This window comes from Streptomyces sp. AC627_RSS907 (assembly GCF_019049165.1).
Genome location: NZ_JAGMUE010000023.1, coordinates 1 through 21798 on the forward strand (window position 1 = coordinate 1; position 21798 = coordinate 21798).

Genomic DNA, 21798 nt, shown 5'->3' on the forward strand with positions numbered 1-21798 from the left:
CGCTCACTCTACCCCATCGCAGGCCCCCGGTGTTCGCGCCGTGGGGTCTGCGGGGGTTTCGGGGGGTGGGATCCGGCTGCGTCGGGGCGGAGTTGGGGCGTACGGTGGGGGCTTCGGGGAGGGTGGTCGCGAAGGCGGAGTGCCGCCTGGAGAGTCGTCTCTTTTATCCCGTAGTGTGGCTTTTGTCGTCAGGGTAGTAAGCCAGACGCGGCTCTTGGGGAAGGGACTTGAAGGACTTGATGGAGCGCACCGTCGTCCGCTGTGCCGATGGGCACGTGTTCACCGCCAGCTCGTTCCCGATGCAGCAGGCCGAGCGACTCGGCCCCGGCCGGCTCGTCCGATGTCCGCGGTGTGCGCGGCTGCGGAGTGCCGTGCCGGTGGGTTCGCAGAAGCGGTAGCACATTCCCGAGCGGGGTCAGGCGCGCGGCGCGGCGGCGGTTGTCGCTGTTCCGCGCGCCTTGCGTATCCTCGGTGCGTGCTTCTCTCAGACAAGGACATCCGGGCCGAGATCGACTCCGGGCGGGTCCGCATCGATCCCTTCGACGACTCCATGGTGCAGCCGTCGAGTATCGACGTGCGCCTCGACCGCTACTTCCGGGTGTTCGAGAATCACCGGTACCCGCACATCGACCCCTCCGTCGAGCAGGCGGACCTGACCCGGCTCGTGGAGCCGGACGGGGACGAGCCCTTCATCCTGCATCCCGGTGAGTTCGTGCTGGCCAGTACGTACGAGGTCGTCTCGTTGCCCGATGATCTCGCCTCGCGGCTGGAGGGGAAGAGCTCGCTGGGGCGGCTCGGGCTCGTCACGCACTCCACCGCCGGGTTCATCGACCCCGGATTCTCCGGACACGTGACGCTCGAGCTCAGCAATCTCGCCACCCTGCCCATCAAGCTGTGGCCGGGGATGAAGATCGGGCAGCTGTGCATGTTCCGGCTCACGTCGCCGGCCGAGCACCCGTACGGGAGCGAGCGGTACGGGTCGCGGTACCAGGGGCAGCGGGGGCCGACCGCCTCCCGGTCCTTCATCAACTTCCATCGGACCCAGGTATGAGCCGGGCATGAGCAGCGAGAACGCAGGCAGGACGCGGGTATGAGTGACGTTCGGGAGAATCTGACCTACGAGCAGTTCGGCGTCGCCGTGCGCGAGCTGGCGCAGGCCGTCGCAGACGACGGGTACGAGCCCGACATAGTGCTCTCCATCGCCCGCGGCGGGGTCTTCGTGGCCGGTGGGCTGGCGTACGCCCTCGACTGCAAGAACATCCACCTCGTGAACGTGGAGTTCTACACGGGCGTCGGGACCACCCTCGAGATGCCGGTCATGCTCGCGCCCGTCCCCAACGTCATCGACTTCTCCGAGAAGAAGGTCCTGATCACCGATGACGTCGCCGACACCGGCAAGACGCTCAAGCTGGTGCGGGACTTCTGCCTCGACACCGTCGCCGAGGTCCGCAGCGCCGTGATCTATGAGAAGTCCCACTCGCTCGTCCAGTGCGAGTACGTGTGGAAGCGTACCGATGAGTGGATCAATTTCCCGTGGTCCGTCCAGCCGCCGGTCGTGCGGCGGCACGGGCAGGTGCTCGACGCCTGACCGGCGAGGACGCGGTATGTGAAGGGCCCCCGGCGCGCGACGCCGGGGGCCCTTCACATACCGGGCACGGGGAGCCGGAGGGCTAGAACGTGCCCAGCTTCACGATCGACAGCAGCGCGACCAGCTGGATCGCCGACGCGCCGAGCGCCTTCGGCCAGGGCAGGTCGTGGGAGCGGCTGACCATCAGGGTCAGCAGGGCGCCGGCCGCGACCCAGGTGGCCCAGCCCAGGATCTGGACGAAGGGCGCGTCGCCGCCGGCGAACATCGCGACGACCAGGCGGGGCGCGTCGGTGATGGACATGATCAGCATGGAGAGGCCGACGGTGGGCTGCCAGGCGCCGTCGCCGCCGAGCTGGCGGGCCAGGGTGTGGGTGACCACGCCCAGGACGAAGGCGCTCAGGACCATCGCCACCGCGGTGGTCAGCACGATCGGGACCGCGTTCGAGAGCGTGGCGTTGATCGCTTCCTCGCGGGCGCCGTCGAAGCCGAAGACCGCCAGCAGGCCGTAGAGGAACGTCACGATGAGCGCCGGGACCCACATCGCGTAGTCCCGCATCTGGAGGAAGGTCTGGTTGGGGGCGAGGACGACGCCCTTCAGCAGGTTCTTCCAGTGCAGGCGGGGGCCGACCGGGCCGGGCGGGGCGGCGGAGCCGGCGCGGTAGGTGTCGCCCTGGGTGTAGGGGTCGTCGATCCGGAAGGCCTGGGTGTGGCCCGGGTTGTTGGCCGCGTACGGGTCGTACGGGGCCTGCGGGGCCTGCGGGGTGTGTCCAGCGTGCGGGTGGTGCGGGCCGCCCTGGGGGTAGCCGCCGTCACCGAAGTACTCCGGCTCGCCGTGCCCACCGTGCCCGCCGTGCGCCTGCGGCCACGGGGACCCGCCGGGGGCGCCACCCCCGTACGGCTGCTGCGGGTACGGCTGTCGAGGCGCGGCGGGGCCGCCGTACGACGGTCCCTGGGGCGCCTGCTGTCCGTACGGAGGGTGTTGCGGTCGCGCGTGAGGAGCGCCGTTGTCCCGGCCGCGTCCGATCCTGAATCCAGCCACGCCTTCGAACGTACCTGGTCCCGGAGAGTGACGTGCGGGGCCCGGCCTTTCGGGGAGGCCTTTGCGGCCGAGCTGTGACATCCCTTACGGGAGTTGACCGGGACGTCCCTTAGGGGCCGGCCGTCTTCCGGGCCCGGGTGGGCGAGTTGCCCACCGGGGCGGGAGACGGCGGCGGCCCCATGAACCCAAGCCAGGGGTCAGGGGCCGCTCCTCGTCACACTGCCGGCGCGGGGCCGGTCACTTCACCGGTTCGGGCTCCGGGGCGCTCTCCGCCTCCGGCTCGCCGGCCGGGTCGGCCGGGGTCTTGACGGAGTCCAGCAGGAGCTGGGCGACGTCGACGACCTGGATGGACTCCTTGGCCTTGCCGTCGTTCTTCTTGCCGTTCACGGAGTCCGTGAGCATGACGAGGCAGAACGGGCAGGCGGTGGAGACGATGTCGGGGTTGACCGAGAGGGCTTCGTCGACGCGCTCGTTGTTGATGCGCTTGCCGATCCGCTCCTCCATCCACATCCGGGCGCCGCCGGCGCCGCAGCAGAAGCCGCGCTCCTTGTGGCGGTGCATCTCCTCGTTGCGGACGCCCGGGACGGCGGCGATGATCTCGCGCGGCGGCGTGTAGATCTTGTTGTGCCGGCCCAGGTAGCAGGGGTCGTGGTAGGTGATGATGCCCTCGACGGGGGTGACCGGGACCAGCTTGCCCTCGTCGACCAGGTGCTGGAGCAGCTGGGTGTGGTGGATGACCTCGTAGTCGCCGCCGAGCTGCGGGTACTCGTTGCCGAGGGTGTTGAGGCAGTGCGGGCAGGTGGCGACGATCTTCTTCGCCGACTTCGGCTTGCGCGACTCCTCGGTGACCTTGCCGTCGTCGTCCATCTCCTCGCCGAAGGCGGCGTTGAGGGACATGACGTTCTCCATGCCGAGCTCCTGGAAGAGGGGCTCGTTGCCGAGGCGGCGGGCGGAGTCGCCGGTGCACTTCTCGTCGCCGCCCATGATGGCGAAGTTCACGCCCGCCATGTGGAGGAGTTCGGCGAAGGCCTTGGTGGTCTTCTTGGCGCGGTCCTCCAGGGCGCCGGCGCAGCCGACCCAGTAGAGGTACTCGACCTCGGTGAGGTCCTCGATGTCCTTGCCGACGACCGGGACCTCGAAGTCGACCTCCTTGGTCCACTCCAGGCGCTGCTTCTTCGCCAGGCCCCAGGGGTTGCCCTTCTTCTCCAGGTTCTTGAGCATCGTGCCCGCCTCGGAGGGGAAGGACGACTCGATCATGACCTGGTAGCGGCGCATGTCGACGATGTGGTCGACGTGCTCGATGTCGACGGGGCACTGCTCGACGCAGGCGCCGCAGGTGGTGCAGGACCACAGGACGTCCGGGTCGATGACGCCGTTCTCCTCGGCCGTCCCGATCAGCGGGCGCTCGGCCTCCGCGAGGGCCGCCGCGGGTACGCCCGCCAGCTGCTCCTCGGACGCCTTCTCCTCGCCCTCCATCGTCTTGCCGCCGCCGGCCAGCAGGTAGGGGGCCTTGGCGTGCGCGTGGTCGCGCAGGGACATGATCAGGAGCTTGGGCGAGAGCGGCTTGCCGGTGTTCCACGCCGGGCACTGCGACTGGCAGCGTCCGCACTCGGTGCAGGTGGAGAAGTCCAGCAGGCCCTTCCAGGAGAACTGCTCGACCTGCGAGACGCCGAAGACGTCGTCGTCACCGGGGTCGGTGAAGTCGATCGGCTTGCCACCGGACGTCATCGGCAGCAGCGCGCCCAGCGCGGTACCGCCCTTCGCGTCGCGCTTGAACCAGATGTTCGGGAAGGCGAGGAAGCGGTGCCAGGCGACGCCCATGTCGGTCTTCAGGGCGACCGTGATCATCCAGATGAACGAGGTCGCGATCTTCAGGCCGGCGAAGAAGTAGGTGAGGTTCTGGAGGGTGGAGAGGTCCATGTCCCCCAGCCACGACACCACCGGGTACGAGATGAAGAACGACGCCTCGTAGCCGTCCACGTGGTGCTGGGCGCCCTCGAGCGCGTGGAGCATGAAGATGCAGACGCCGACGATGAGGATGACGGCCTCGACGAAGTACGCCTGGCCGAAGTTGGAACCGGCGAAGCGGGACTTGCGGCCCGGCTTGTTCGGCTTGCTCACCTGGCGGATCGCGATCAGGACCAGGATGCCGAGCACCGTCATCGTGCCGATGAACTCGACGAAGACGTTGTACGGCGCCCAGTCGCCGATGACCGGCAGGATCCAGTCGGCCTGGAAGAGCTGGCCGATCGCGTTGACGATCGTCAGCAGCAGGGAGAAGAAGCCCACCGCCACGAACCAGTGCGCCACCCCGACGACGCCCCAGCGGTTCATCCGGGTGTGGCCGAGGAACTCCCTGGCCACGGTGACGGTGCGGTCCACGGGGTCGTTGGTCCGCGTTCCGGCCGGCACGGGCTGGCCCAGCCGCATGTAGGTGTAGATCTGCAGGACGGCGCGGCCGAACAGTGCGACGCCGACCACGATCAGGACCAGCGACACGATGATCGCGGCGAGTTGCATTTGGGGGCTCCTCGGGCCTGCGAGGTTCGAGAGGGCGGTATTACTAAGCGGTAACTTATTCAGTTCGTCTGAGACTACCCCCATCCTCCGCCGCACTGTAGTCGGACGTGCGGTGATCTGCGTCGCTGAGGCCACCCTGACCGGCGGGGTGCCGGCGCGTACCGGCGGGCCCGGCGCCACGCCGAACTCGACGCGCCATTCGTCGCAAATCATGATATTCGGCATATCTTGTGCCCGTGCTCTACGGGATCGCTGCCGTCACCGCCTCGTTCGCCACCGCCGCCGCCTCCTTTCTCCTCGCCGCCCTGCTCGCCGCGCTGCTCAGGGTGCTCGCCCTGCGCCTCGGCCTCGTCGACCGGCGACGGCTGCGGCCCGTCCCCCTGCTCGGCGGGGTGGCCGTGGTCCTCGTCACCGGACTGGTCGTGTGGGCCGGCGACCGGACCGGCGTCGTGCCGCTCGGCCCGGGGGTCGGCCGGCTGCTCGTCGCGGGCACCGCCGTCGGCGCGCTCGGCCTGGCCGCCGACGTCTGGCGGCTGCGGCGGCGGTGGCTGGTCGCCGGTACGGCCGTGGCGGCGGCGTGCGTGGTGCCGTACGACGGCGAGGGCGGGGCGGTGGCCGGGGTGCTCGCCGTGGTGTGGATCGTGGCGGTCGCCGCCGCCTTCCGGGGGCTGGACCACGCCGACGGGGTGGCCGGCACGGTGGGTGTCGTGACCGCCTTCGGCATCGCGGCCTGCGCCGTGGCGGAGCTGATGGACGGGCTGGCGGTGCTGCTGAGCGCGCTGGCCGCCGCGTTGGCCGGGTTCCTGCTGCACAACCGGTACCCCGCCCGGATCGCGCTCGGGGCGTGCGGGTCGCTCTTCGCGGGCTTCCTGCTCGCCGGGGCGGCGGTGTTCACCCGGACGGGGCACGATCCGCGCGCCGGCGTGGGGGTGCTCTTCGCGCTCACCGTGCCCGTCGTCGCAGATGCCCTGCTGGTCCTCCTCTCGCGCCTGCTGGCCGGGCGGCCCCTGCTGCGGGGCGGGCCCGACCATCTCGCCCACCGGCTGCGACGGCTCGGCCTCACCCCGCAGGGCGCGGTGGTGGTCCTCGGCGCGACCTCGTTCGGCGGGGTGCTCGCGGGCGTGCTCGTGCACGTCGGCTGGGCGCGGGAGACGACGCCGCTGTGGGTGGCGGGCGGGGTGTCCGTCGGAGTGGCGGCGCTGCTGCGGGTGCGGGTGTACGAGCCGCGGCGGGCGGGTACGGACGCCCGCGCGGCGCGGGGTCCCCGGTCGGGGGCGAACCGACACGTGCGTCGCGGGATCCGGACGGCGGCGGCCGGGCGTGTGGGCCGTGACCTCCGGGCGGGGATGGACGGGCGCGTGGGCCGTGACCCCCGGGCGGGGATGGACGGACGTGTGGGCCGTGACCCCCGGGCGGGGATGGACGGACGTGTGGGCCGTGATCCCCGGGCGGGGATGGACGGGCGCATGGACCGCGTGTCCCGGGCGGGGGTGGACACCGGCATGGTGCGTGGGGTCCGGGCAGGGGCGGACGATGGCATGGTCCGGGGGTCCCGCACGGGCCCCGACACCCGTGCACCTCAGGGCCCCCGCACGGGCCCCGACACCCGTGCACCTCAGGGCCCCCGCACGGGCCCCGACACCCGTGCGCCCCAGGGGCCCCAGACGGGTGCGGACGCCCGGGTCCGTCAGCTCCGGGCGCAGCCGCAGGAGCCGTCCCGGGAGGTCCCCGAGTCGGCCGGTGTGCCTGTTCGAGCACCTTCCCGGGCGGGGATTTTTCCGGTCCGTCAGGCTCGGAGCGCCGAGAATGCGCAGGTCAGCGCGTCGTTGCGCGTAAGGAACGGATAAGAGTTGAGTCTGCCCGACTCACGTCTGTTGACCCAGCCGGAGGCGTCATGCACACTTGAGCCTGTTCCACTCAAGTCAGCTGGAGGAAATCACCATGGCACGTGCGGTCGGCATCGACCTGGGCACGACTAACTCCGTCGTCAGCGTTCTGGAGGGCGGCGAGCCCACCGTCATCACCAACGCCGAGGGCGCCAGGACCACGCCGTCCGTCGTCGCCTTCGCCAAGAACGGTGAGGTGCTCGTCGGCGAGGTCGCCAAGCGCCAGGCGGTCACGAACGTCGACAGGACCATCCGGTCGGTCAAGCGCCACATGGGCACCGACTGGAAGATCAACCTGGACGGCAAGGACTTCAACCCGCAGCAGATCAGCGCCTTCGTGCTGCAGAAGCTGAAGCGGGACGCCGAGGCCTACCTGGGCGAGAAGGTGACCGACGCGGTCATCACCGTCCCGGCGTACTTCAACGACGCCGAGCGCCAGGCCACCAAGGAGGCCGGTGAGATCGCGGGCCTCAACGTCCTGCGCATCGTCAACGAGCCGACGGCCGCCGCGCTGGCGTACGGCCTCGACAAGGACGAGCAGATCATCCTCGTCTTCGACCTCGGCGGCGGCACCTTCGACGTCTCGCTGCTGGAGATCGGCGACGGCGTCGTCGAGGTGAAGGCCACCAACGGTGACAACCACCTCGGTGGTGACGACTGGGACCAGCGCGTCGTCGACTACCTGGTCAAGCAGTTCCAGTCCGGCCACGGCGTGGACCTGTCCAAGGACAAGATGGCCCTCCAGCGCCTCCGCGAGGCCGCCGAGAAGGCCAAGATCGAGCTGTCCTCGTCCACCGAGACCTCGATCAACCTGCCCTACATCACCGCGTCCGCCGAGGGCCCGCTGCACCTGGACGAGAAGCTCACCCGCGCCCAGTTCCAGCAGCTGACGGCCGACCTGCTGGAGCGCTGCAAGACGCCGTTCCACAACGTCATCAAGGACGCCGGCATCCAGCTGTCCGAGATCGACCACGTCGTCCTCGTCGGTGGCTCCACCCGTATGCCCGCCGTCGCCGAGCTCGTCAAGGAGCTGACCGGCGGCAAGGACGCCAACAAGGGCGTCAACCCGGACGAGGTCGTCGCCATCGGCGCCGCCCTGCAGGCCGGTGTCCTCAAGGGCGAGGTCAAGGACGTCCTGCTCCTCGACGTCACCCCGCTGTCCCTCGGCATCGAGACCAAGGGCGGCATCATGACCAAGCTGATCGAGCGGAACACGACGATCCCGACGAAGCGTTCGGAGATCTTCACCACCGCCGAGGACAACCAGCCCTCCGTGCAGATCCAGGTCTACCAGGGCGAGCGCGAGATCGCGGCGTACAACAAGAAGCTCGGCATGTTCGAGCTGACCGGTCTGCCGCCGGCGCCCCGCGGCGTCCCGCAGATCGAGGTCGCCTTCGACATCGACGCCAACGGCATCATGCACGTGACCGCGAAGGACCTGGGCACGGGCAAGGAGCAGAAGATGACCGTCACCGGCGGCTCCTCGCTGCCGAAGGACGAGGTCGACCGCATGCGCCAGGAGGCGGAGAAGTACGCGGAGGAGGACCACGCCCGCCGCGAGGCCGCCGAGTCCCGCAACCAGGGCGAGCAGCTCGTCTACCAGACGGAGAAGTTCCTCAAGGACAACGAGGACAAGGTCCCGGCCGAGGTCAAGACCGAGGTCGAGAGCGCCGTCGCCGAGCTGAAGGAGAAGCTCAAGGGCGAGGACACCGCCGAGATCCGCACCGCCACGGAGAAGGTCGCCGCCGTCTCGCAGAAGCTGGGCCAGGCCATGTACGCCGACGCCCAGGCCGCGCAGGCCGCCGGCGGCGAGGCCCCGGGCGCCGGTGCCGGCGACAAGAACGCCGACGACGACGTCGTCGACGCCGAGATCGTGGACGACGAGCGCAAGGACGGTGCCGCGTGACGGAGGAGACCCCGGGTTTCGAGGAGAAGCCCGACGTCCCCTCCGGCGCCACCCCTGACGACGCCGAGCCGCAGGCCGCCTCCGAAGAGGGGGCGGCCCCGGCCGGGGACGCGAGTGAGAACGCGGGCCTGGTGGCCCAGCTGGACCAGGTGCGCACGGCGCTGAACGAGCGCACGGCGGACCTCCAGCGCCTCCAGGCCGAGTACCAGAACTACCGCCGCCGGGTGGAGCGGGACCGCGTCGCGGTCAAGGAGATCGCCGTCGCGAACCTCCTGACCGAGCTGCTTCCCGTGCTCGACGACGTCGGCCGCGCCCGGGAACACGGAGAGCTGGTCGGCGGCTTCAAGTCCGTCGCGGAGTCGCTGGAGTCGGTCATCGCCAAGATGGGCCTCCAGCAGTTCGGCAAGGAGGGCGAGCCCTTCGACCCGACGATCCACGAGGCCCTGATGCACTCCTACGCACCGGACGTCACCGAGACGACGTGCGTGGCGATCCTGCAGCCCGGGTACCGGATCGGCGAGCGCACCATCCGCCCCGCGCGGGTGGCCGTCGCCGAGCCCCAGCCGGGGGCGCAGACCGTCAAGGCCGAGGAGCCGTCCGAGGCGGCCGAAGACAAGGAGAACGGTGGCCCGGAGGAGGGCTGACGTCAGTACAGGAGCCGGGAAGGAGGGACGTCGGGGATGAGCACCAAGGACTTCATCGAGAAGGACTACTACAAGGTCCTCGGCGTCCCCAAGGACGCCACCGAGGCCGAGATCAAGAAGGCCTACCGGAAGCTCGCCCGCGAGAACCATCCGGACGCCAACAAGGGAAACGTCAAGGCGGAGGAGCGCTTCAAGGAGATCTCCGAAGCCAACGACGTCCTCGGTGACCCCAAGAAGCGCAAGGAGTACGACGAGGCCCGCGCCCTCTTCGGCAACGGCGGTTTCCGCCCGGGGCCGGGCGCGGGCGGCGGCACCTTCAACTTCGACCTGGGCGACCTCTTCGGAGGCGGCGCCCAGGGCGGTGGTCAGGGCGCCGGCGGTTTCGGCGGCGGGCTCGGCGACGTCTTCGGGGGCCTGTTCAACCGCACCGGTGGCGGACCCGGCACCGGTGCGCGGACCCAGCCGCGGCGCGGCCAGGACATCGAGTCCGAGGTCACCCTGAGCTTCACGGAGGCCATCGAGGGCGCGACGGTCCCGCTGCGGATGTCCTCGCAGGCACCCTGCAAGGCCTGTTCGGGGACCGGCGACAAGAACGGCACACCGCGCGTGTGCCCGACCTGCGTCGGCACCGGGCAGGTCGCCCGGGGCTCGGGCGGTGGCTTCTCGCTCACCGACCCGTGCCCCGACTGCAAGGGCCGTGGCCTGATCGCGGAGGACCCCTGCGACGTCTGCAAGGGTTCCGGACGGGCCAAGTCCTCCCGGACGATGCAGGTCCGCATCCCGGCCGGGGTGTCGGACGGGCAGCGCATCCGGCTGCGCGGCAAGGGCACGCCGGGCGAGCGGGGCGGACCGGCGGGCGACCTGTACGTGGTCGTGCACGTCAAGGAACACCCCGTCTTCGGCCGCAAGGGCGACAACCTCACCGTCACCGTCCCGGTCACCTACCCCGAGGCCGCCCTCGGCGGCGAGGTCCGGGTGCCGACCCTGGGCGGCCCCCCCGTCACGCTGAAGCTGCCGGCGGGCACGCCCAACGGCCGCACCATGCGCGCCCGGGGCAAGGGCGCGGTCCGCAAGGACGGCACCCGCGGCGACCTCCTGGTCACCGTGGAGGTGAGTGTTCCGGGGGACCTGTCGGGGAAGGCTCGTGACGCGCTGGAGGCGTATCGCGAGGCGACCGCGGAGGAGGACCCGCGGGCGGAGCTGTTCCAGGCCGCGAAGGGAGCTTGAGGAGATGGACGGTCGTCGACGCAACCCGTATGAACTGACCGAGGACACCCCGGTCTACGTCATCTCGGTGGCGGCCCAGCTCTCCGGTCTGCACCCGCAGACCCTGCGCCAGTACGACCGTCTCGGCCTGGTCTCCCCGGACCGCACGGCCGGGCGCGGCCGGCGCTACTCGGCCCGCGACATCGAACTGCTCCGCCAGGTGCAGCAGTTGTCGCAGGACGAGGGCATCAACCTGGCCGGCATCAAGCGCATCATCGAACTGGAGAACCAGGTCGCCGCGCTCCAGTCCCGGGTGGCGGAGCTGGCGGACGCCCTCGACGGCGCGGCCTCGGCGATGCGCCAGCGCGAGGCGGCGGTGCACGCCTCGTACCGGCGCGACCTGGTGCCGTACCAAGAGGTACAGCAGACCAGCGCCCTGGTGGTGTGGCGGCCCAAGCGGCACGGTCAGCCCGCGGACTGACCGTGCCACCAGGGGAAACGGCGATGACGGGCCCGGAGGTTCAACCGAACCTCCGGGCCCGTTCGCAACGTTGCTGTCTCATTGGTCCAGTACTTCTTGACGATTTCGTGAAGACCGCGTTGGCTTCCTTCACCTGGGTCCCAAGCACCACCCGTGTGTCGGAAGGTAAGCGCAGTGAGCAGCCGTGCCCGTCGTATCGCCATATCCATGGCCGCGTCCGTGATGACCCTTTCGCTGGCCGCGTGCGGGGTGCTCAACGCCTCGGAGAGCGGCGACGGGGCGAGCCCGGCCAAGGGCAACGACATCACGGTGGGTCTGCTGCTGCCGGAGAAGGAGAACACCCGCTACGAGCTGTTCGACTACCCGTTCTTCAAGGCGAAGGTCGCCGACCTCACCCGTGACCAGGGCGAGGTCAAGTACGCCAACGCCGAGTCGAGCGCGCCCCGGCAGGCGGAGCAGCTGCAGCAGATGATCGACGACAAGGTCGACGTGATCGTCCTGGACGCGGTCGACGCGAAGGCCATCGGGGACGGCGTGCAGAAGGCCAAGGACGCCGGCATCCCGGTCATCGCCTACGATCGGCTGGCCGAGGGGCCGATCGACGGCTACATCTCCTTCGACAACGAGCTGGTCGGCGAGGTCCAGGGCCGGTCCCTCGCCGAGGCGCTCGGGGACAAGGGGGAGGGCTCCGACAAGATCGTCATGATGAACGGCTCGCCCACCGACCCGAACGCCAAGCAGTTCAAGGCGGGCGCCCTGTCCGAACTGCAGGGCAAGGTGACGATCGCCCAGTCCTTCGACACCAAGGACTGGAAGCCGGAGATCGCCGAGGCGAACATGGCCGAGGCGATCGAGAAGATCGGCAAGAAGAACATCGCGGGCGTCTACTCCGCCAACGACGGCATGGCGGGCGGCGTCATCAAGGCCCTGGAGGCCGCGGGCGTCACCGACCTGCCGCCGGTCACCGGCCAGGACGCGGAACTCGCCGCGGTGCAGCGGATCGTCACCGGCGAGCAGTACATGAGCGTGTACAAGTCCTACCCGCAGGAGGCGGAGATGGCCGCGGAGATGGCCGTGGCGCGGGTCCAGGGCCGGGACATCCAGTTCGAGGCGCTCGCCCGCGACAAGGTCGACAGCCCCACCCACAAGGGCATCCCCGCACAGCTCGTCCCCGTCGTCGCCCTGACGCGGGACAACATCAAGGAGACCGTCGTCGCCGACGGCATCTACGAGGTCGGTGACATCTGCACCGCCAAGTACGCGGCGGACTGCGCGCAGATCAAGCTGGACTAGTCCCTGGCCGCGCCCGGTGCGCCGCCCGGGCATACCGGTCGCAACGGGTGTCTTCCGGTCGCCGTCCCGCGCGGAGCCGTGTTGCGGAGCGGGTCCGGGCCGCGCATAGTTGCGCTGCGGAAAGAGCCGGAACCGGGGGTGGGATGGGCGATGGCCGGGCACGGGGCGGAAGAGCATCCACACGGTGCCGACCGGCTGTGCGCGGCCGGGGACCGCGTCTACTCCCGGGCCGTACGGCGTGGCCGCGTGCCGCGCCGGGACGCGGAGCCGGTGCCCTGCCTGCTGGAGCTCGCCCTGCTGCACCCCGACCCCGACGACATGGACTGGCTGGTGCCGACCTCCCCGCAGGAGGTCATGACCCGGCTGCTGCGCGGGGTCTACGACGAGGTCAGCTCCAGCCAGCGCCGGGTGGGCTCGGCGGTGGAGGCCTTCGAGTGGTACGCGGTCCTGGGCCGCCAGATCCAGACGCCCACCGGGGCCGAGGGCACGGCGATCCGGGTGCTGGACGGGCTGTCCCGGATCCAGGCCGCGATGGACGAGGCGACCCAGGCGTGCACGACGGAGGTGCTCACCGTCCAGCCCGGCGGCATCCGGCGTGAGCACGAGCTGTCGGAGGGGCTGCACCGGGCGCTGGCGCTGCGCGGGCGCGGGGTGCGGATGCGGGACCTGTACACGCACGTGGCCCGGCACGGGCAGGGACTGCTCACCTACCTGGAGCTGATGGGCGACGCGGTGGAGGCCCGCACCCTCGACGAGGTGATCGACCGCCTCATCCTCTTCGACCGCACGGTGGCCTTCATCCCCGCCAACACCGACCGCACGATGGCCCTCGAACTGCGGCATCCCGCGCTGATCGCCTACCTGGTCACGGTCTTCGAGCGCCTGTGGCGCCTCGCGATCCCGCTGACAGCCCCGCTTCCGGACACCGGCATCGAGGGCATCTCCCACCGCGAGCAGTCCATCGCGGCGCTGCTGGCGGAGGGGCACCAGGACGCGGTGATCGCCGAACGGCTGGGCATCAGCGTGCGGACGGCGAGGGCGCACATCGCCCGCCTCTCGGAGACGCTGGGTGCCGCGAGCCGTACGCAGCTCGGGGTGCGCATCGCCCAGGCCGGCCTGGACGGCTCGCCCCGCGGCGCGGCGGCGCCCCCGTCCGTCAGTGTTCCTGATCCAGGATCCCCGACCGTCCGATGAGGTAGCCGAGCTGCGCACGGCTCTCGCTGCCGAGGGTGGCGGCGAGTTTGGCTATGTGGACACGGGCGGTGCGGACGTTCATACCGAGGCGGTCGGCGATCGAGGCGTCCGTGTGCCCCTCGACGAGGAGGGCGGCGATGGTCCGCTGGCGGGGTGTGACGCCGTTGAGGGAAGGTCGGGGGGCGGCTTCGGGGTACATGGGCGTGGCGAGCCGCCACAGGCGTTCGAAGGTGGTCACGAAGTAGGAGATCAGCGCGGGGTGCCGGACCTCCAGGGCCAGGGTGGCCTCTTCCCCGGCCGGGATGTAGGCGATCCTGCGGTCGACGACGATGAGGCGGTCGGTCACCTCGTCCAGGGACCGGGCCTCGGCGTCACCGCGCAACTGCTCGTAGCGGGCGCGGACCAGGGGCAGGTGACGCTGCGTGTGCTGGTAGAGGGTGCGAATGCGTCCCCCGCGGTCGAGCATGGCCTGGTCCCGGCGCAGCGACAGTCTGTGCGCGACCACGCCGCGCGGGTCGGCGTAGTGGGCGTTGGGCTGTATGCACAGCAGTTCGCTCGTGGCGTCTTCCATGGCCTCGCTGATGGCCTGGTTGATGCGTGGGATGCCGCTCAGGACGCGGATGGGTCCCGCGTCGTCTCCCGCGGTGCGGCGGCCGTCGATCCGCATGAGCGGTTCGAACGTCTCGCTCAGCCGGGCCTCCCGTCGCCGTTCGTCGGCGACGCGCTGGGCGGAGTCGCCCAGCAGCCGGTGCAAGGCGACGGCCGGGGGTACCGGTTCCAGCCGGTCCGTCGTGCCGATGGCGGGCTGGAGCAGGCCGAACGCCACCAGGCAGGGGGCGTCCTCGGCGTCCCGGGCGTTCAGCCGGCCCTCGTTCAGGGCCCGTACGTACAGGTCGGTTCCGAGGGCGCAGAGGTCCTCCGGGCCGTGGCGGGGGTGGGAAGGAACGGGGCCGTGGCGGGGGTGGGGAGGAAGGATCCCGTCCGCCTCCCGGCCGTGCGTCTCCCCGGTCACGGGCGGCTCGTTTCCGGGGCCTGCGGCTGCTGTTCCTGGTCGAGGATCCCCGACTGGGCTATGAGGTAGCCGAGCTGGGCTCGGCTGCCGCTTCCCAGGGCCGTGGCCAGTTTGGCTATGTGCGCCCGGCAGGTGCGGACGTTCATCCCCAGCCGCCGGGCGATGGCCTCGTCGACGTGTCCCTCGACGAGGAGCTTGGCGATGGAGTGCTGGATGTCGGTGATGCCGTCGGGGGCGGTCTCGTAGGGGGCGCCGGCGGTGAGGGGGACCGCTCTGCTCCAGATGAACTCGAACACCTTGATCAGATAGGCGACGAGGCCGGGGTGCCGGATCTCGAGGGCGACCTGCCGGTCGTCGCGGACGGGGATGAAGGCGACCGTGTCATCGCAGATGATGAGACGCTCGACCAGTTCGTCGATGGTGCGGTACTCGGCTTTCCCGTTGGAGAACCGGTCCACGTAGGCGAGGCGCTCCGCGCTGTAGCGGGCCGTGTGCTGGTACAGGGTCCGGATGCGTACGCCGCGCTCGGTCAGCGTCTTGTCGCGCTCCATGCCCTCGACGAGCCGGCGCTCGGGATGGCGGGCGCTCGGCTGGACGGTCAGTACCTCGTTCTTGCACTGGTATGTGGCCAGGTCGAGAGCGGAGTTGATACGGTCCAGCCCTTCCAGCACGGTGATCGAGTGAATCGCCGCCGCGCCCTGCGCGCTGAGGGCCATGAACGGCTCGAAGGCCTCCGTCAGCGCGATCGACGTCCGTCGGCGGTCCGCGATCTCCCGTTCAATCGGATTGAGCCGTTGTGCCAGAGCGACCGACGGGGGGACGGGACGCAGCCAGTTGGCGTCGTCGGGGTCCGGGTGCAGGAGGGCGAGCTCCATCAGGCACTGGGCGTGACTCACCTCGGCACGGGCGATACGTCCGGTGCGCAGCGCGTTCGCGTAGAGACGCCCTCCCTCCTCGCACAGTTCGGTAATCCCGTGGGGATGTGCCTCATTGGTCCGATTTATTGTCAAATCTCCACCCCCCAGGGTCCTGAACATGCAGGAACATGATGCACCGATCGTGTGGCCATGACGTGCCTGAATGAGCCATCGTCTTATCCGACGGGGGAAGAGGGGACCTTCAAGTGAGGACGAAGCCGACTATGCCAAAGAGAATGCTTCGCTCGGTGCTTGTCGCCGCCTTCTCCGCCGTTGTGGCCTTCGGAGCGCTGAATGGCCTCGTTACTGCGCAGGGCGACGAGCGAGCGAACGGTGCCGAATCAGTGACGGTGGTGTTCGCCGCGCCGGCCGGACAGGACACGACCGCCATCACGAACGACACGGTGTGGTCGTGACATGACCACTCCACCCGACGACCGTTCCTTCCGTCGCGAGATGGCCACCGCCTACCGCTCCGGCTGGCACTTCATCGATCTGGTCACCGCGATCCCCCGTGCCGGGGACTCGCTGATGGTGACCGTCTTCGGTGAGCCGGTCGTCGTCACGCTGGACGAGGACGGTGACGTGCGGGCGTACCGGTGTCTGCGGCGGCCTCGGGGGGCGCCCCAGCCCGTGCGGTGTGCCATCCGTTACGGAATGATCTTTGTGAACCTGGACCAGAGGGACCACCGGCTCGCGGAGCCGGAGCTCTCCGAAGTGAGGACCATCTCGGCCACCCCCCGCAGCGCCTGACGCGATTCCCCCGTCGTAACAAATCGCTCAGGTGCTTCCCCCCGGCAGCGGCGTCACCGTGACCTGAACACGGTGACGCCGCTGTCGTTTGCGGCGACATTTCGGGATACCGCCCCGTTCCAGGCCTGGCCGAAAAGGCCCTCGTGCGGCGCCGGGCCGGCCGCGACGCGGGGTTCGGTGCCACCGGGCGCCGGGAACCCGACCCGCGTCGCTCCCTTGAGTGGAATAGACTCAACTTTGTGTACGTTGTCTGAGTCAGCACTGGGAGACACGGCCGGACCGCCGACGGCCGACGCTAGGAGGGAAGCCAGAACGTGGACGCCGAGCTGACCAACCGGAGCCGGGACGCGATCAACGCGGCGAGCAACCGGGCCGTGACCGAGGGGCACGCCGACCTCACCCCCGCACACCTGCTCCTGGCTCTGCTCCAGGGGCAGGGCCGACGGCAGGACAACGAGAACATCACCGACCTGCTCGCCGCCGTCGAGGCCGACCTCGCCGCCGTGCGCTCCGGCGCCGAGCGCATCCTCGCCGGGCTGCCCAGCGTCACCGGGGCCACGGTCGCACCCCCGCAGCCCAACCGTGAGATGCTCGCCGTGGTCGCCGACGCCCAGGCCCGCGCCAAGGAACTCGGGGACGAGTACCTCTCCACCGAGCACCTGCTCCTCGGCATCGCCGCGAAGGGCGGCGCGGCCGGTGAGGTACTGGAGGGGCAGGGAGCCAGTGCGAAGAAGCTGCAGGAGGCCTTCCGCAAGGCGAGGGGAGGGCGCCGCGTGACCACCGCCGACCCCGAGGGGCAGTACAAGGCGCTGGAGAAGTTCGGCACCGACTTCACCGCCGCCGCACGGGACGGGAAGCTCGACCCCGTCATCGGGCGGGACCAGGAGATCCGGCGCGTGGTGCAGGTGCTCAGCCGCCGTACGAAGAACAACCCCGTCCTCATCGGTGAGCCCGGCGTCGGCAAGACCGCCGTCGTCGAGGGGCTCGCCCAGCGGATCGTCAAGGGGGACGTGCCCGAGTCGCTCAAGAACAAGCGGCTGGTCGCGCTGGACCTCGGCGCGATGGTCGCCGGGGCCAAGTACCGCGGGGAGTTCGAGGAGCGGCTGAAGACCGTCCTCGCGGAGATCAAGGACTCCGACGGGCAGATCATCACCTTCATCGACGAGCTGCACACCGTCGTCGGCGCCGGTGCCGGCGGGGACTCCGCCATGGACGCGGGGAACATGCTCAAGCCGATGCTCGCGCGCGGCGAGCTGCGCATGGTGGGCGCCACGACCCTCGACGAGTACCGCGAGCGGATCGAGAAGGACCCCGCCCTGGAGCGGCGCTTCCAGCAGGTGCTGGTCGCCGAGCCGACCGTCGAGGACTCCATCGCCATCCTGCGCGGGCTCAAGGGCCGCTACGAGGCCCACCACAAGGTGCAGATCGCGGACAGCGCGCTGGTGGCCGCCGCGACCCTCTCCGACCGGTACATCACCTCCCGCTTCCTGCCCGACAAGGCCATCGACCTCGTCGACGAGGCCGCCTCCCGGCTGCGCATGGAGATCGACTCGTCCCCGGTCGAGATCGACGAGCTCCAGCGCGCCGTCGACCGGCTGAAGATGGAGGAGCTGGCGATCGGCAAGGAGACCGACGCGGCCTCCGTGGAGCGCCTGGAGCGACTGCGCCGCGACCTCGCCGACAAGGAGGAGGAGCTGCGCGGGCTCACCGCCCGCTGGGAGAAGGAGAAGCAGTCCCTGAACCGGGTCGGCGAGCTGAAGGAGAAGCTCGACGAGCTGCGCGGGCAGGCCGAGCGCGCCCAGCGCGACGGTGACTTCGACACCGCCTCCAAGCTCCTCTACGGCGAGATCCCCGCCCTGGAACGGGACCTGGAGGCCGCCTCCGAGGCCGAGGAGGCGCTGGCGTCCTCCGCCTCCGGCGGCGCCAAGGACACCATGGTCAAGGAGGAGGTCGGCGCCGACGACATCGCGGACGTCGTCGCCTCCTGGACCGGCATCCCCGCCGGGCGCCTGCTGGAGGGCGAGACGCAGAAGCTGCTGCGCATGGAGGACGAGCTCGGCAGGCGGCTCATCGGGCAGACCGAGGCGGTACGGGCCGTGTCCGACGCCGTACGGCGCTCGCGGGCCGGGATCTCCGATCCGGACCGGCCGACCGGGTCGTTCCTCTTCCTCGGCCCGACCGGCGTCGGCAAGACCGAGCTGGCCAAGGCGCTCGCGGACTTCCTCTTCGACGACGAGCGGGCCATGGTCCGCATCGACATGTCGGAGTACAGCGAGAAGCACAGCGTCGCCCGCCTGGTCGGCGCCCCGCCCGGGTACGTCGGGTACGAGGAGGGCGGCCAGCTCACGGAGGCCGTGCGGCGGCGCCCGTACACCGTCGTGCTGCTCGACGAGGTGGAGAAGGCGCACCCCGAGGTCTTCGACATCCTCCTCCAGGTGCTGGACGACGGACGCCTCACCGACGGACAGGGCCGGACCGTCGACTTCCGCAACACGATCCTGGTCCTCACCTCCAACCTGGGCAGCCAGTACCTGGTCGACCCGGCGATCGGGGAGGCCGAGAAGAAGGAGCGGGTCCTGGAGGTGGTCCGGGCGTCCTTCAAGCCGGAGTTCCTCAACCGCCTCGACGACCTCGTCGTCTTCTCGGCCCTGAGCAAGGACGAGCTGAGCCGGATCGCGCGGCTCCAGATCGGTGCGCTCGCCCGGCGGCTCGCCGAGCGACGCCTCACCCTGGAGGTCACCGACGACGCGCTGGCGTGGCTGGCCGACGAGGGCATGGACCCGGCCTACGGCGCCCGACCGCTGCGCCGCCTGGTGCAGACCGCGATCGGCGACCGGCTCGCCCGGGAGATCCTCTCCGGCGAGATCAAGGACGGCGACACGGTCCGCGTGGACCGCTTCGAGGACGACCTGATCGTGGGACCGGCGAGCGGCGGCTGATCGTGGGACCGGCGAGCGGCGGCTGATCGTGGAGCCGGCGAGGGGCCGGCGCCGGGGCCGGGGTCGCTGATCGTGGGCCCGATGAGCGGCCCTGACCGGGGAACCGGTGAGCGGCCCCGATCGTGGAACCGGTGAGAGGCAGGACGCCGTGGCTCCGGCGCGGTGCGTGCGGCCCGTCACCCCTGTGGGGTGGCGGGCCGTCCGGGCGTGCGGCTCCCGGCGGGGGAGCCGCGCGGTCCACGGCGGCCACGGCGGGGTGGTGGACGCCGGGGGCACGACCGCCGAGGGCCCGCCCCCGCCCGCCGGCGTCCACCCGACCGGCCGGATCATGTCAGCCCAGGGCTGACAGGCCCCCGGCGGGCTTGCCACGCCCCTCCCCGCATGGGGGAGGATGACCAGATCCGTACGAAGGGAAATTCACGGTGAGCATCGACCCGTCCTCGATTCCGAACTTCGGGGGCCAGCCCGAGCCGCAGCCCCAAGGACCGGCGGGCCCCGTCGTCCCGGACCAGGATCTTGTGAAGCAGCTCCTGGAGCAGATGGAGCTCAAGTACGTCGTCGACGACGAGGGTGACCTCGCGGCGCCGTGGGAGCAGTTCCGCACGTACTTCATGTTCCGCGGCGAGGGGGAACAGCAGATCTTCTCGGTGCGGACGTTCTACGACCGTCCCCACCAGATCGACGAGAAGCCGCAGCTGCTGGAGTCCATCGACGACTGGAACCGGCGCACCCTGTGGCCCAAGGTGTACTCCCACACCCACGACGACGGCACCGTCCGCCTGATCGGCGAGGCGCAGATGCTGATCGGCACGGGCGTCAGCCTGGAGCACTTCGTCTCCTCGACGGTCAGCTGGGTGCGGGCCGCCATCGAGTTCGACCGGTGGCTCGTGGAGCAGCTCGGCCTGGAAGAGGAGGTCGACGAGTCGGAGAAGCCGACGGACGAGGACGGCGAGTAGTCCGCCCCGCACTGCGCGGTCGGTCGGTGCGGCTCAGCCGGCCAGTGTCTTCAGCCGCCGTACCGCCTCCTCCAACACCGACGTCCGTTTGCAGAACGCGAACCGGACGAAGGGGGCGCCCGCCTCCCGGTGGTCGTAGAAGACGGCGTTGGGGACGGCGACGACGCCCGCGCGTTCCGGCAGGGTGCGGCAGAAGGCGAAGCCGTCGCTCTCGCCGAGGGGGCGGATGTCCGTGGTGACGAAGTAGGTGCCGGCGGGGCGGTACACGCCGAAGCCCGCCTCCTCCAGGCCCGTCGCCAGCAGGTCCCGCTTGGCCCGCATGTCCTCGCGGTACGCGGCGACGTACGAGTCGGGCAGTGCGAGGGCCTCGGCGACGGCGTACTGGAAGGGGCCCGAGGCCACGTACGTCAGGTACTGCTTGGCCGAGCGGACCGCCGTGACCAGCGCGGGCGTGGCGGTGACCCAGCCGACCTTCCAGCCCGTGAACGCATAGGTCTTGCCGGCCGAGCCGATGGTCACCGTGCGCTCGCGCATCCCCGGGAAGCTCGCCAGGGGGATGTGGACCGCCGTGTCGAAGACCAGGTGCTCGTAGACCTCGTCCGTCACCACCAGCAGGTCCCGTTCCACGGCCAGCTCGGCGATCGCCGCCAGTTCGTCGCGGGTCAGGACCGTGCCCGTCGGGTTGTGCGGGGTGTTCAGCAGCAGCAGCCGGGTGCGGTCGGTGACCGCGTCGCGCAGCTCGTCGAGGTCGAGGCGGAAGGCGGCGTCCCCGTCCGTGGTGTGCGGGCGCAGCGTCACCGGCACGCGCGTGCCGCCCGCCATCGCGATGCAGGCCGCGTACGAGTCGTAGTAGGGCTCCAGCGCGACGACCTCGTCGCCGGGCTCCAGCAGGGCCAGCAGGGAGGCGGCGATGGCCTCCGTGGCGCCGGCGGTGACCAGGACCTCGGTGTCCGGGTCGTAGGCCAGGCCGTAGCGGCGGTGCTGGTGGCCGGCGACGGCGGTGCGCAGCTCGGGGACGCCGGGCCCCGGCGGGTACTGGTTGCCGCGCCCGTCGCGCAGCGCCCGTACGGCGGCCTCCCGGATCTCCTCGGGGCCGTCGGTGTCCGGGAAGCCCTGGCCCAGGTTGATCGCCCCGGTCCGCACGGCCAGGGCGGACATCTCGGCGAAGATCGTCGTCCCGAACTCGGCGAGCCGGCGGTTCAGGAAGGGGCGGGCGCTGGAGCTCATGGGGGTCATGGCGGTCATCCTGCGCCGAAGCTCTGGAGTTCCTCAACTCTGCTTTGGGGCGTGGCGGCGAGGGGCATCTCCCGTTCACGCAACGAGCTCCGAACACAGCTTCACGCGGGGTTCCGAACAGGAGCCCCCCGCGGGGTTCCGAACAGAGCTTCACTCGGATCCGAACAGAGCTTCACGCGGAGTTCCGCACAGTGCGAGGCACCCAACGGGGGGCGCTTCGGGGGACCT

General features: G+C 70.5%; 18 protein-coding genes. 13 read left to right on the forward strand and 5 right to left on the reverse strand.

All coding sequences use genetic code 11. The features are described from left to right. Positions 1–475 precede the first annotated feature (475 nt). Positions 476–1051, forward strand: coding sequence for a dCTP deaminase (gene dcd / locus KUM32_RS06735; protein ID WP_217140873.1), 576 nt, complete (start codon positions 476–478; stop codon positions 1049–1051). A gap of 39 nt (positions 1052–1090) precedes the next feature. Further along, the gene (locus KUM32_RS06740) at positions 1091–1588 is read left to right on the forward strand and encodes a phosphoribosyltransferase (RefSeq protein ID WP_217140874.1); all 498 of its coding nucleotides are present in this window, start codon (positions 1091–1093) and stop codon (positions 1586–1588) included. Positions 1589–1670: 82 nt separating this feature from the next. Here KUM32_RS06740 and KUM32_RS06745 read toward each other — a convergent pair whose 3' ends face one another. Both KUM32_RS06745 and KUM32_RS06750 read right to left on the reverse strand, forming a co-directional pair. Further along, positions 1671–2708: a YIP1 family protein gene (locus KUM32_RS06745; protein WP_217140875.1), complete on the reverse strand. Its 1038-nt coding sequence runs from the start codon at positions 2706–2708 to the stop codon at positions 1671–1673. A 156-nt stretch (positions 2709–2864) separates the two neighbouring features. After that, on the reverse strand, positions 2865–5147 hold the full coding sequence (locus KUM32_RS06750; RefSeq protein ID WP_217140876.1) for a heterodisulfide reductase-related iron-sulfur binding cluster: 2283 nt from the start codon (positions 5145–5147) through the stop codon (positions 2865–2867). Between the two features lie 236 nt (positions 5148–5383). On the opposite strand from KUM32_RS06750, the gene KUM32_RS45220 reads away from it, so the two are divergent. The 7 genes from KUM32_RS45220 (at position 5384) to KUM32_RS06785 (ending at position 13757) form a co-directional block, all read left to right on the forward strand. Continuing rightward, complete coding sequence (locus KUM32_RS45220; RefSeq protein WP_374227489.1) at positions 5384–6994, forward strand: undecaprenyl/decaprenyl-phosphate alpha-N-acetylglucosaminyl 1-phosphate transferase; 1611 nt, start codon at positions 5384–5386, stop codon at positions 6992–6994. 94 nt (positions 6995–7088) lie between these two features. After that, complete coding sequence (dnaK, locus tag KUM32_RS06760) at positions 7089–8939, forward strand: molecular chaperone DnaK (RefSeq protein WP_217140877.1); 1851 nt, start codon at positions 7089–7091, stop codon at positions 8937–8939. Beyond that, entirely contained in the window at positions 8936–9583 is a 648-nt protein-coding gene (gene grpE, locus KUM32_RS06765) for a nucleotide exchange factor GrpE (RefSeq protein ID WP_217140878.1), read from the forward strand. Before dnaK ends, grpE begins: the two co-directional genes overlap by 4 nt. Before the next feature lie 36 nt (positions 9584–9619). Continuing rightward, positions 9620–10810, forward strand: coding sequence for a molecular chaperone DnaJ (dnaJ, locus tag KUM32_RS06770; RefSeq protein WP_217140879.1), 1191 nt, complete (start codon positions 9620–9622; stop codon positions 10808–10810). Positions 10811–10814: 4 nt separating this feature from the next. Beyond that, on the forward strand, positions 10815–11270 hold the full coding sequence (locus KUM32_RS06775; protein ID WP_217140880.1) for a heat shock protein transcriptional repressor HspR: 456 nt from the start codon (positions 10815–10817) through the stop codon (positions 11268–11270). Positions 11271–11444: 174 nt separating this feature from the next. After that, a complete protein-coding gene (locus KUM32_RS06780; protein ID WP_217140881.1) occupies positions 11445–12563 on the forward strand; it encodes a sugar ABC transporter substrate-binding protein in 1119 nt (372 codons plus the stop codon). A 150-nt stretch (positions 12564–12713) separates the two neighbouring features. After that, a complete protein-coding gene (locus KUM32_RS06785) occupies positions 12714–13757 on the forward strand; it encodes a helix-turn-helix transcriptional regulator (RefSeq protein WP_217140882.1) in 1044 nt (347 codons plus the stop codon). Here the strand turns inward: KUM32_RS06785 and KUM32_RS06790 are convergent. Together KUM32_RS06790 and KUM32_RS06795 are read right to left on the reverse strand one after the other, a co-directional pair. Next, positions 13720–14733 carry a helix-turn-helix transcriptional regulator gene (locus KUM32_RS06790; protein ID WP_217140909.1) on the reverse strand — a complete coding sequence of 338 codons (1014 nt, stop codon included), beginning with the start codon at positions 14731–14733 and terminating at the stop codon, positions 13720–13722. The two genes, KUM32_RS06785 and KUM32_RS06790, sit on opposite strands and share 38 nt — an antisense overlap. Before the next feature lie 32 nt (positions 14734–14765). Beyond that, entirely contained in the window at positions 14766–15806 is a 1041-nt protein-coding gene (locus KUM32_RS06795) for a helix-turn-helix transcriptional regulator (protein ID WP_217140883.1), read from the reverse strand. Positions 15807–15922: 116 nt separating this feature from the next. Between KUM32_RS06795 and KUM32_RS06800 the strand changes: the two genes are divergently transcribed. The 4 genes from KUM32_RS06800 (at position 15923) to KUM32_RS06815 (ending at position 20334) form a co-directional block, all read left to right on the forward strand. Continuing rightward, positions 15923–16102, forward strand: a complete 180-nt coding sequence (locus KUM32_RS06800) for a hypothetical protein (protein ID WP_217140884.1) — start codon at positions 15923–15925, stop codon at positions 16100–16102. A gap of 1 nt (position 16103) precedes the next feature. Continuing rightward, positions 16104–16439: a hypothetical protein gene (locus tag KUM32_RS06805; protein ID WP_217140885.1), complete on the forward strand. Its 336-nt coding sequence runs from the start codon at positions 16104–16106 to the stop codon at positions 16437–16439. A 314-nt stretch (positions 16440–16753) separates the two neighbouring features. Beyond that, positions 16754–19378 (forward strand): ATP-dependent chaperone ClpB, encoded by a 2625-nt coding sequence (gene clpB, locus KUM32_RS06810; protein ID WP_217140886.1) that lies wholly within the window; start codon positions 16754–16756, stop codon positions 19376–19378. Between the two features lie 422 nt (positions 19379–19800). Further along, positions 19801–20334 carry a YbjN domain-containing protein gene (locus tag KUM32_RS06815; protein ID WP_217140887.1) on the forward strand — a complete coding sequence of 178 codons (534 nt, stop codon included), beginning with the start codon at positions 19801–19803 and terminating at the stop codon, positions 20332–20334. Positions 20335–20367: 33 nt separating this feature from the next. On the opposite strand, the gene KUM32_RS06820 is transcribed toward KUM32_RS06815, so the two are convergent. After that, positions 20368–21570, reverse strand: a complete 1203-nt coding sequence (locus KUM32_RS06820) for a pyridoxal phosphate-dependent aminotransferase (RefSeq protein ID WP_217140888.1) — start codon at positions 21568–21570, stop codon at positions 20368–20370. Positions 21571–21798: the final 228 nt, after the last annotated feature.

What these genes read in the sequence shown, in the direction of transcription:
- KUM32_RS06740 (WP_217140874.1), top strand. Translation starts at nt 1,091, where the DNA reads ATGAGTGACGTTCGGGAGAATCTGACCTACGAGCAGTTCGGCGTCGCC.
- KUM32_RS06745 (WP_217140875.1), bottom strand. Translation starts at nt 2,708, where the DNA reads ATGTCACAGCTCGGCCGCAAAGGCCTCCCCGAAAGGCCGGGCCCCGCA.
- KUM32_RS06750 (WP_217140876.1), bottom strand. Translation starts at nt 5,147, where the DNA reads ATGCAACTCGCCGCGATCATCGTGTCGCTGGTCCTGATCGTGGTCGGC.
- dnaK (WP_217140877.1), top strand. Translation starts at nt 7,089, where the DNA reads ATGGCACGTGCGGTCGGCATCGACCTGGGCACGACTAACTCCGTCGTC.
- dnaJ (WP_217140879.1), top strand. Translation starts at nt 9,620, where the DNA reads ATGAGCACCAAGGACTTCATCGAGAAGGACTACTACAAGGTCCTCGGC.
- KUM32_RS06775 (WP_217140880.1), top strand. Translation starts at nt 10,815, where the DNA reads ATGGACGGTCGTCGACGCAACCCGTATGAACTGACCGAGGACACCCCG.
- KUM32_RS06785 (WP_217140882.1), top strand. Translation starts at nt 12,714, where the DNA reads ATGGCCGGGCACGGGGCGGAAGAGCATCCACACGGTGCCGACCGGCTG.
- KUM32_RS06795 (WP_217140883.1), bottom strand. Translation starts at nt 15,806, where the DNA reads ATGTTCAGGACCCTGGGGGGTGGAGATTTGACAATAAATCGGACCAAT.
- KUM32_RS06800 (WP_217140884.1), top strand. Translation starts at nt 15,923, where the DNA reads ATGCTTCGCTCGGTGCTTGTCGCCGCCTTCTCCGCCGTTGTGGCCTTC.
- KUM32_RS06805 (WP_217140885.1), top strand. Translation starts at nt 16,104, where the DNA reads ATGACCACTCCACCCGACGACCGTTCCTTCCGTCGCGAGATGGCCACC.
- KUM32_RS06820 (WP_217140888.1), bottom strand. Translation starts at nt 21,570, where the DNA reads ATGACCCCCATGAGCTCCAGCGCCCGCCCCTTCCTGAACCGCCGGCTC.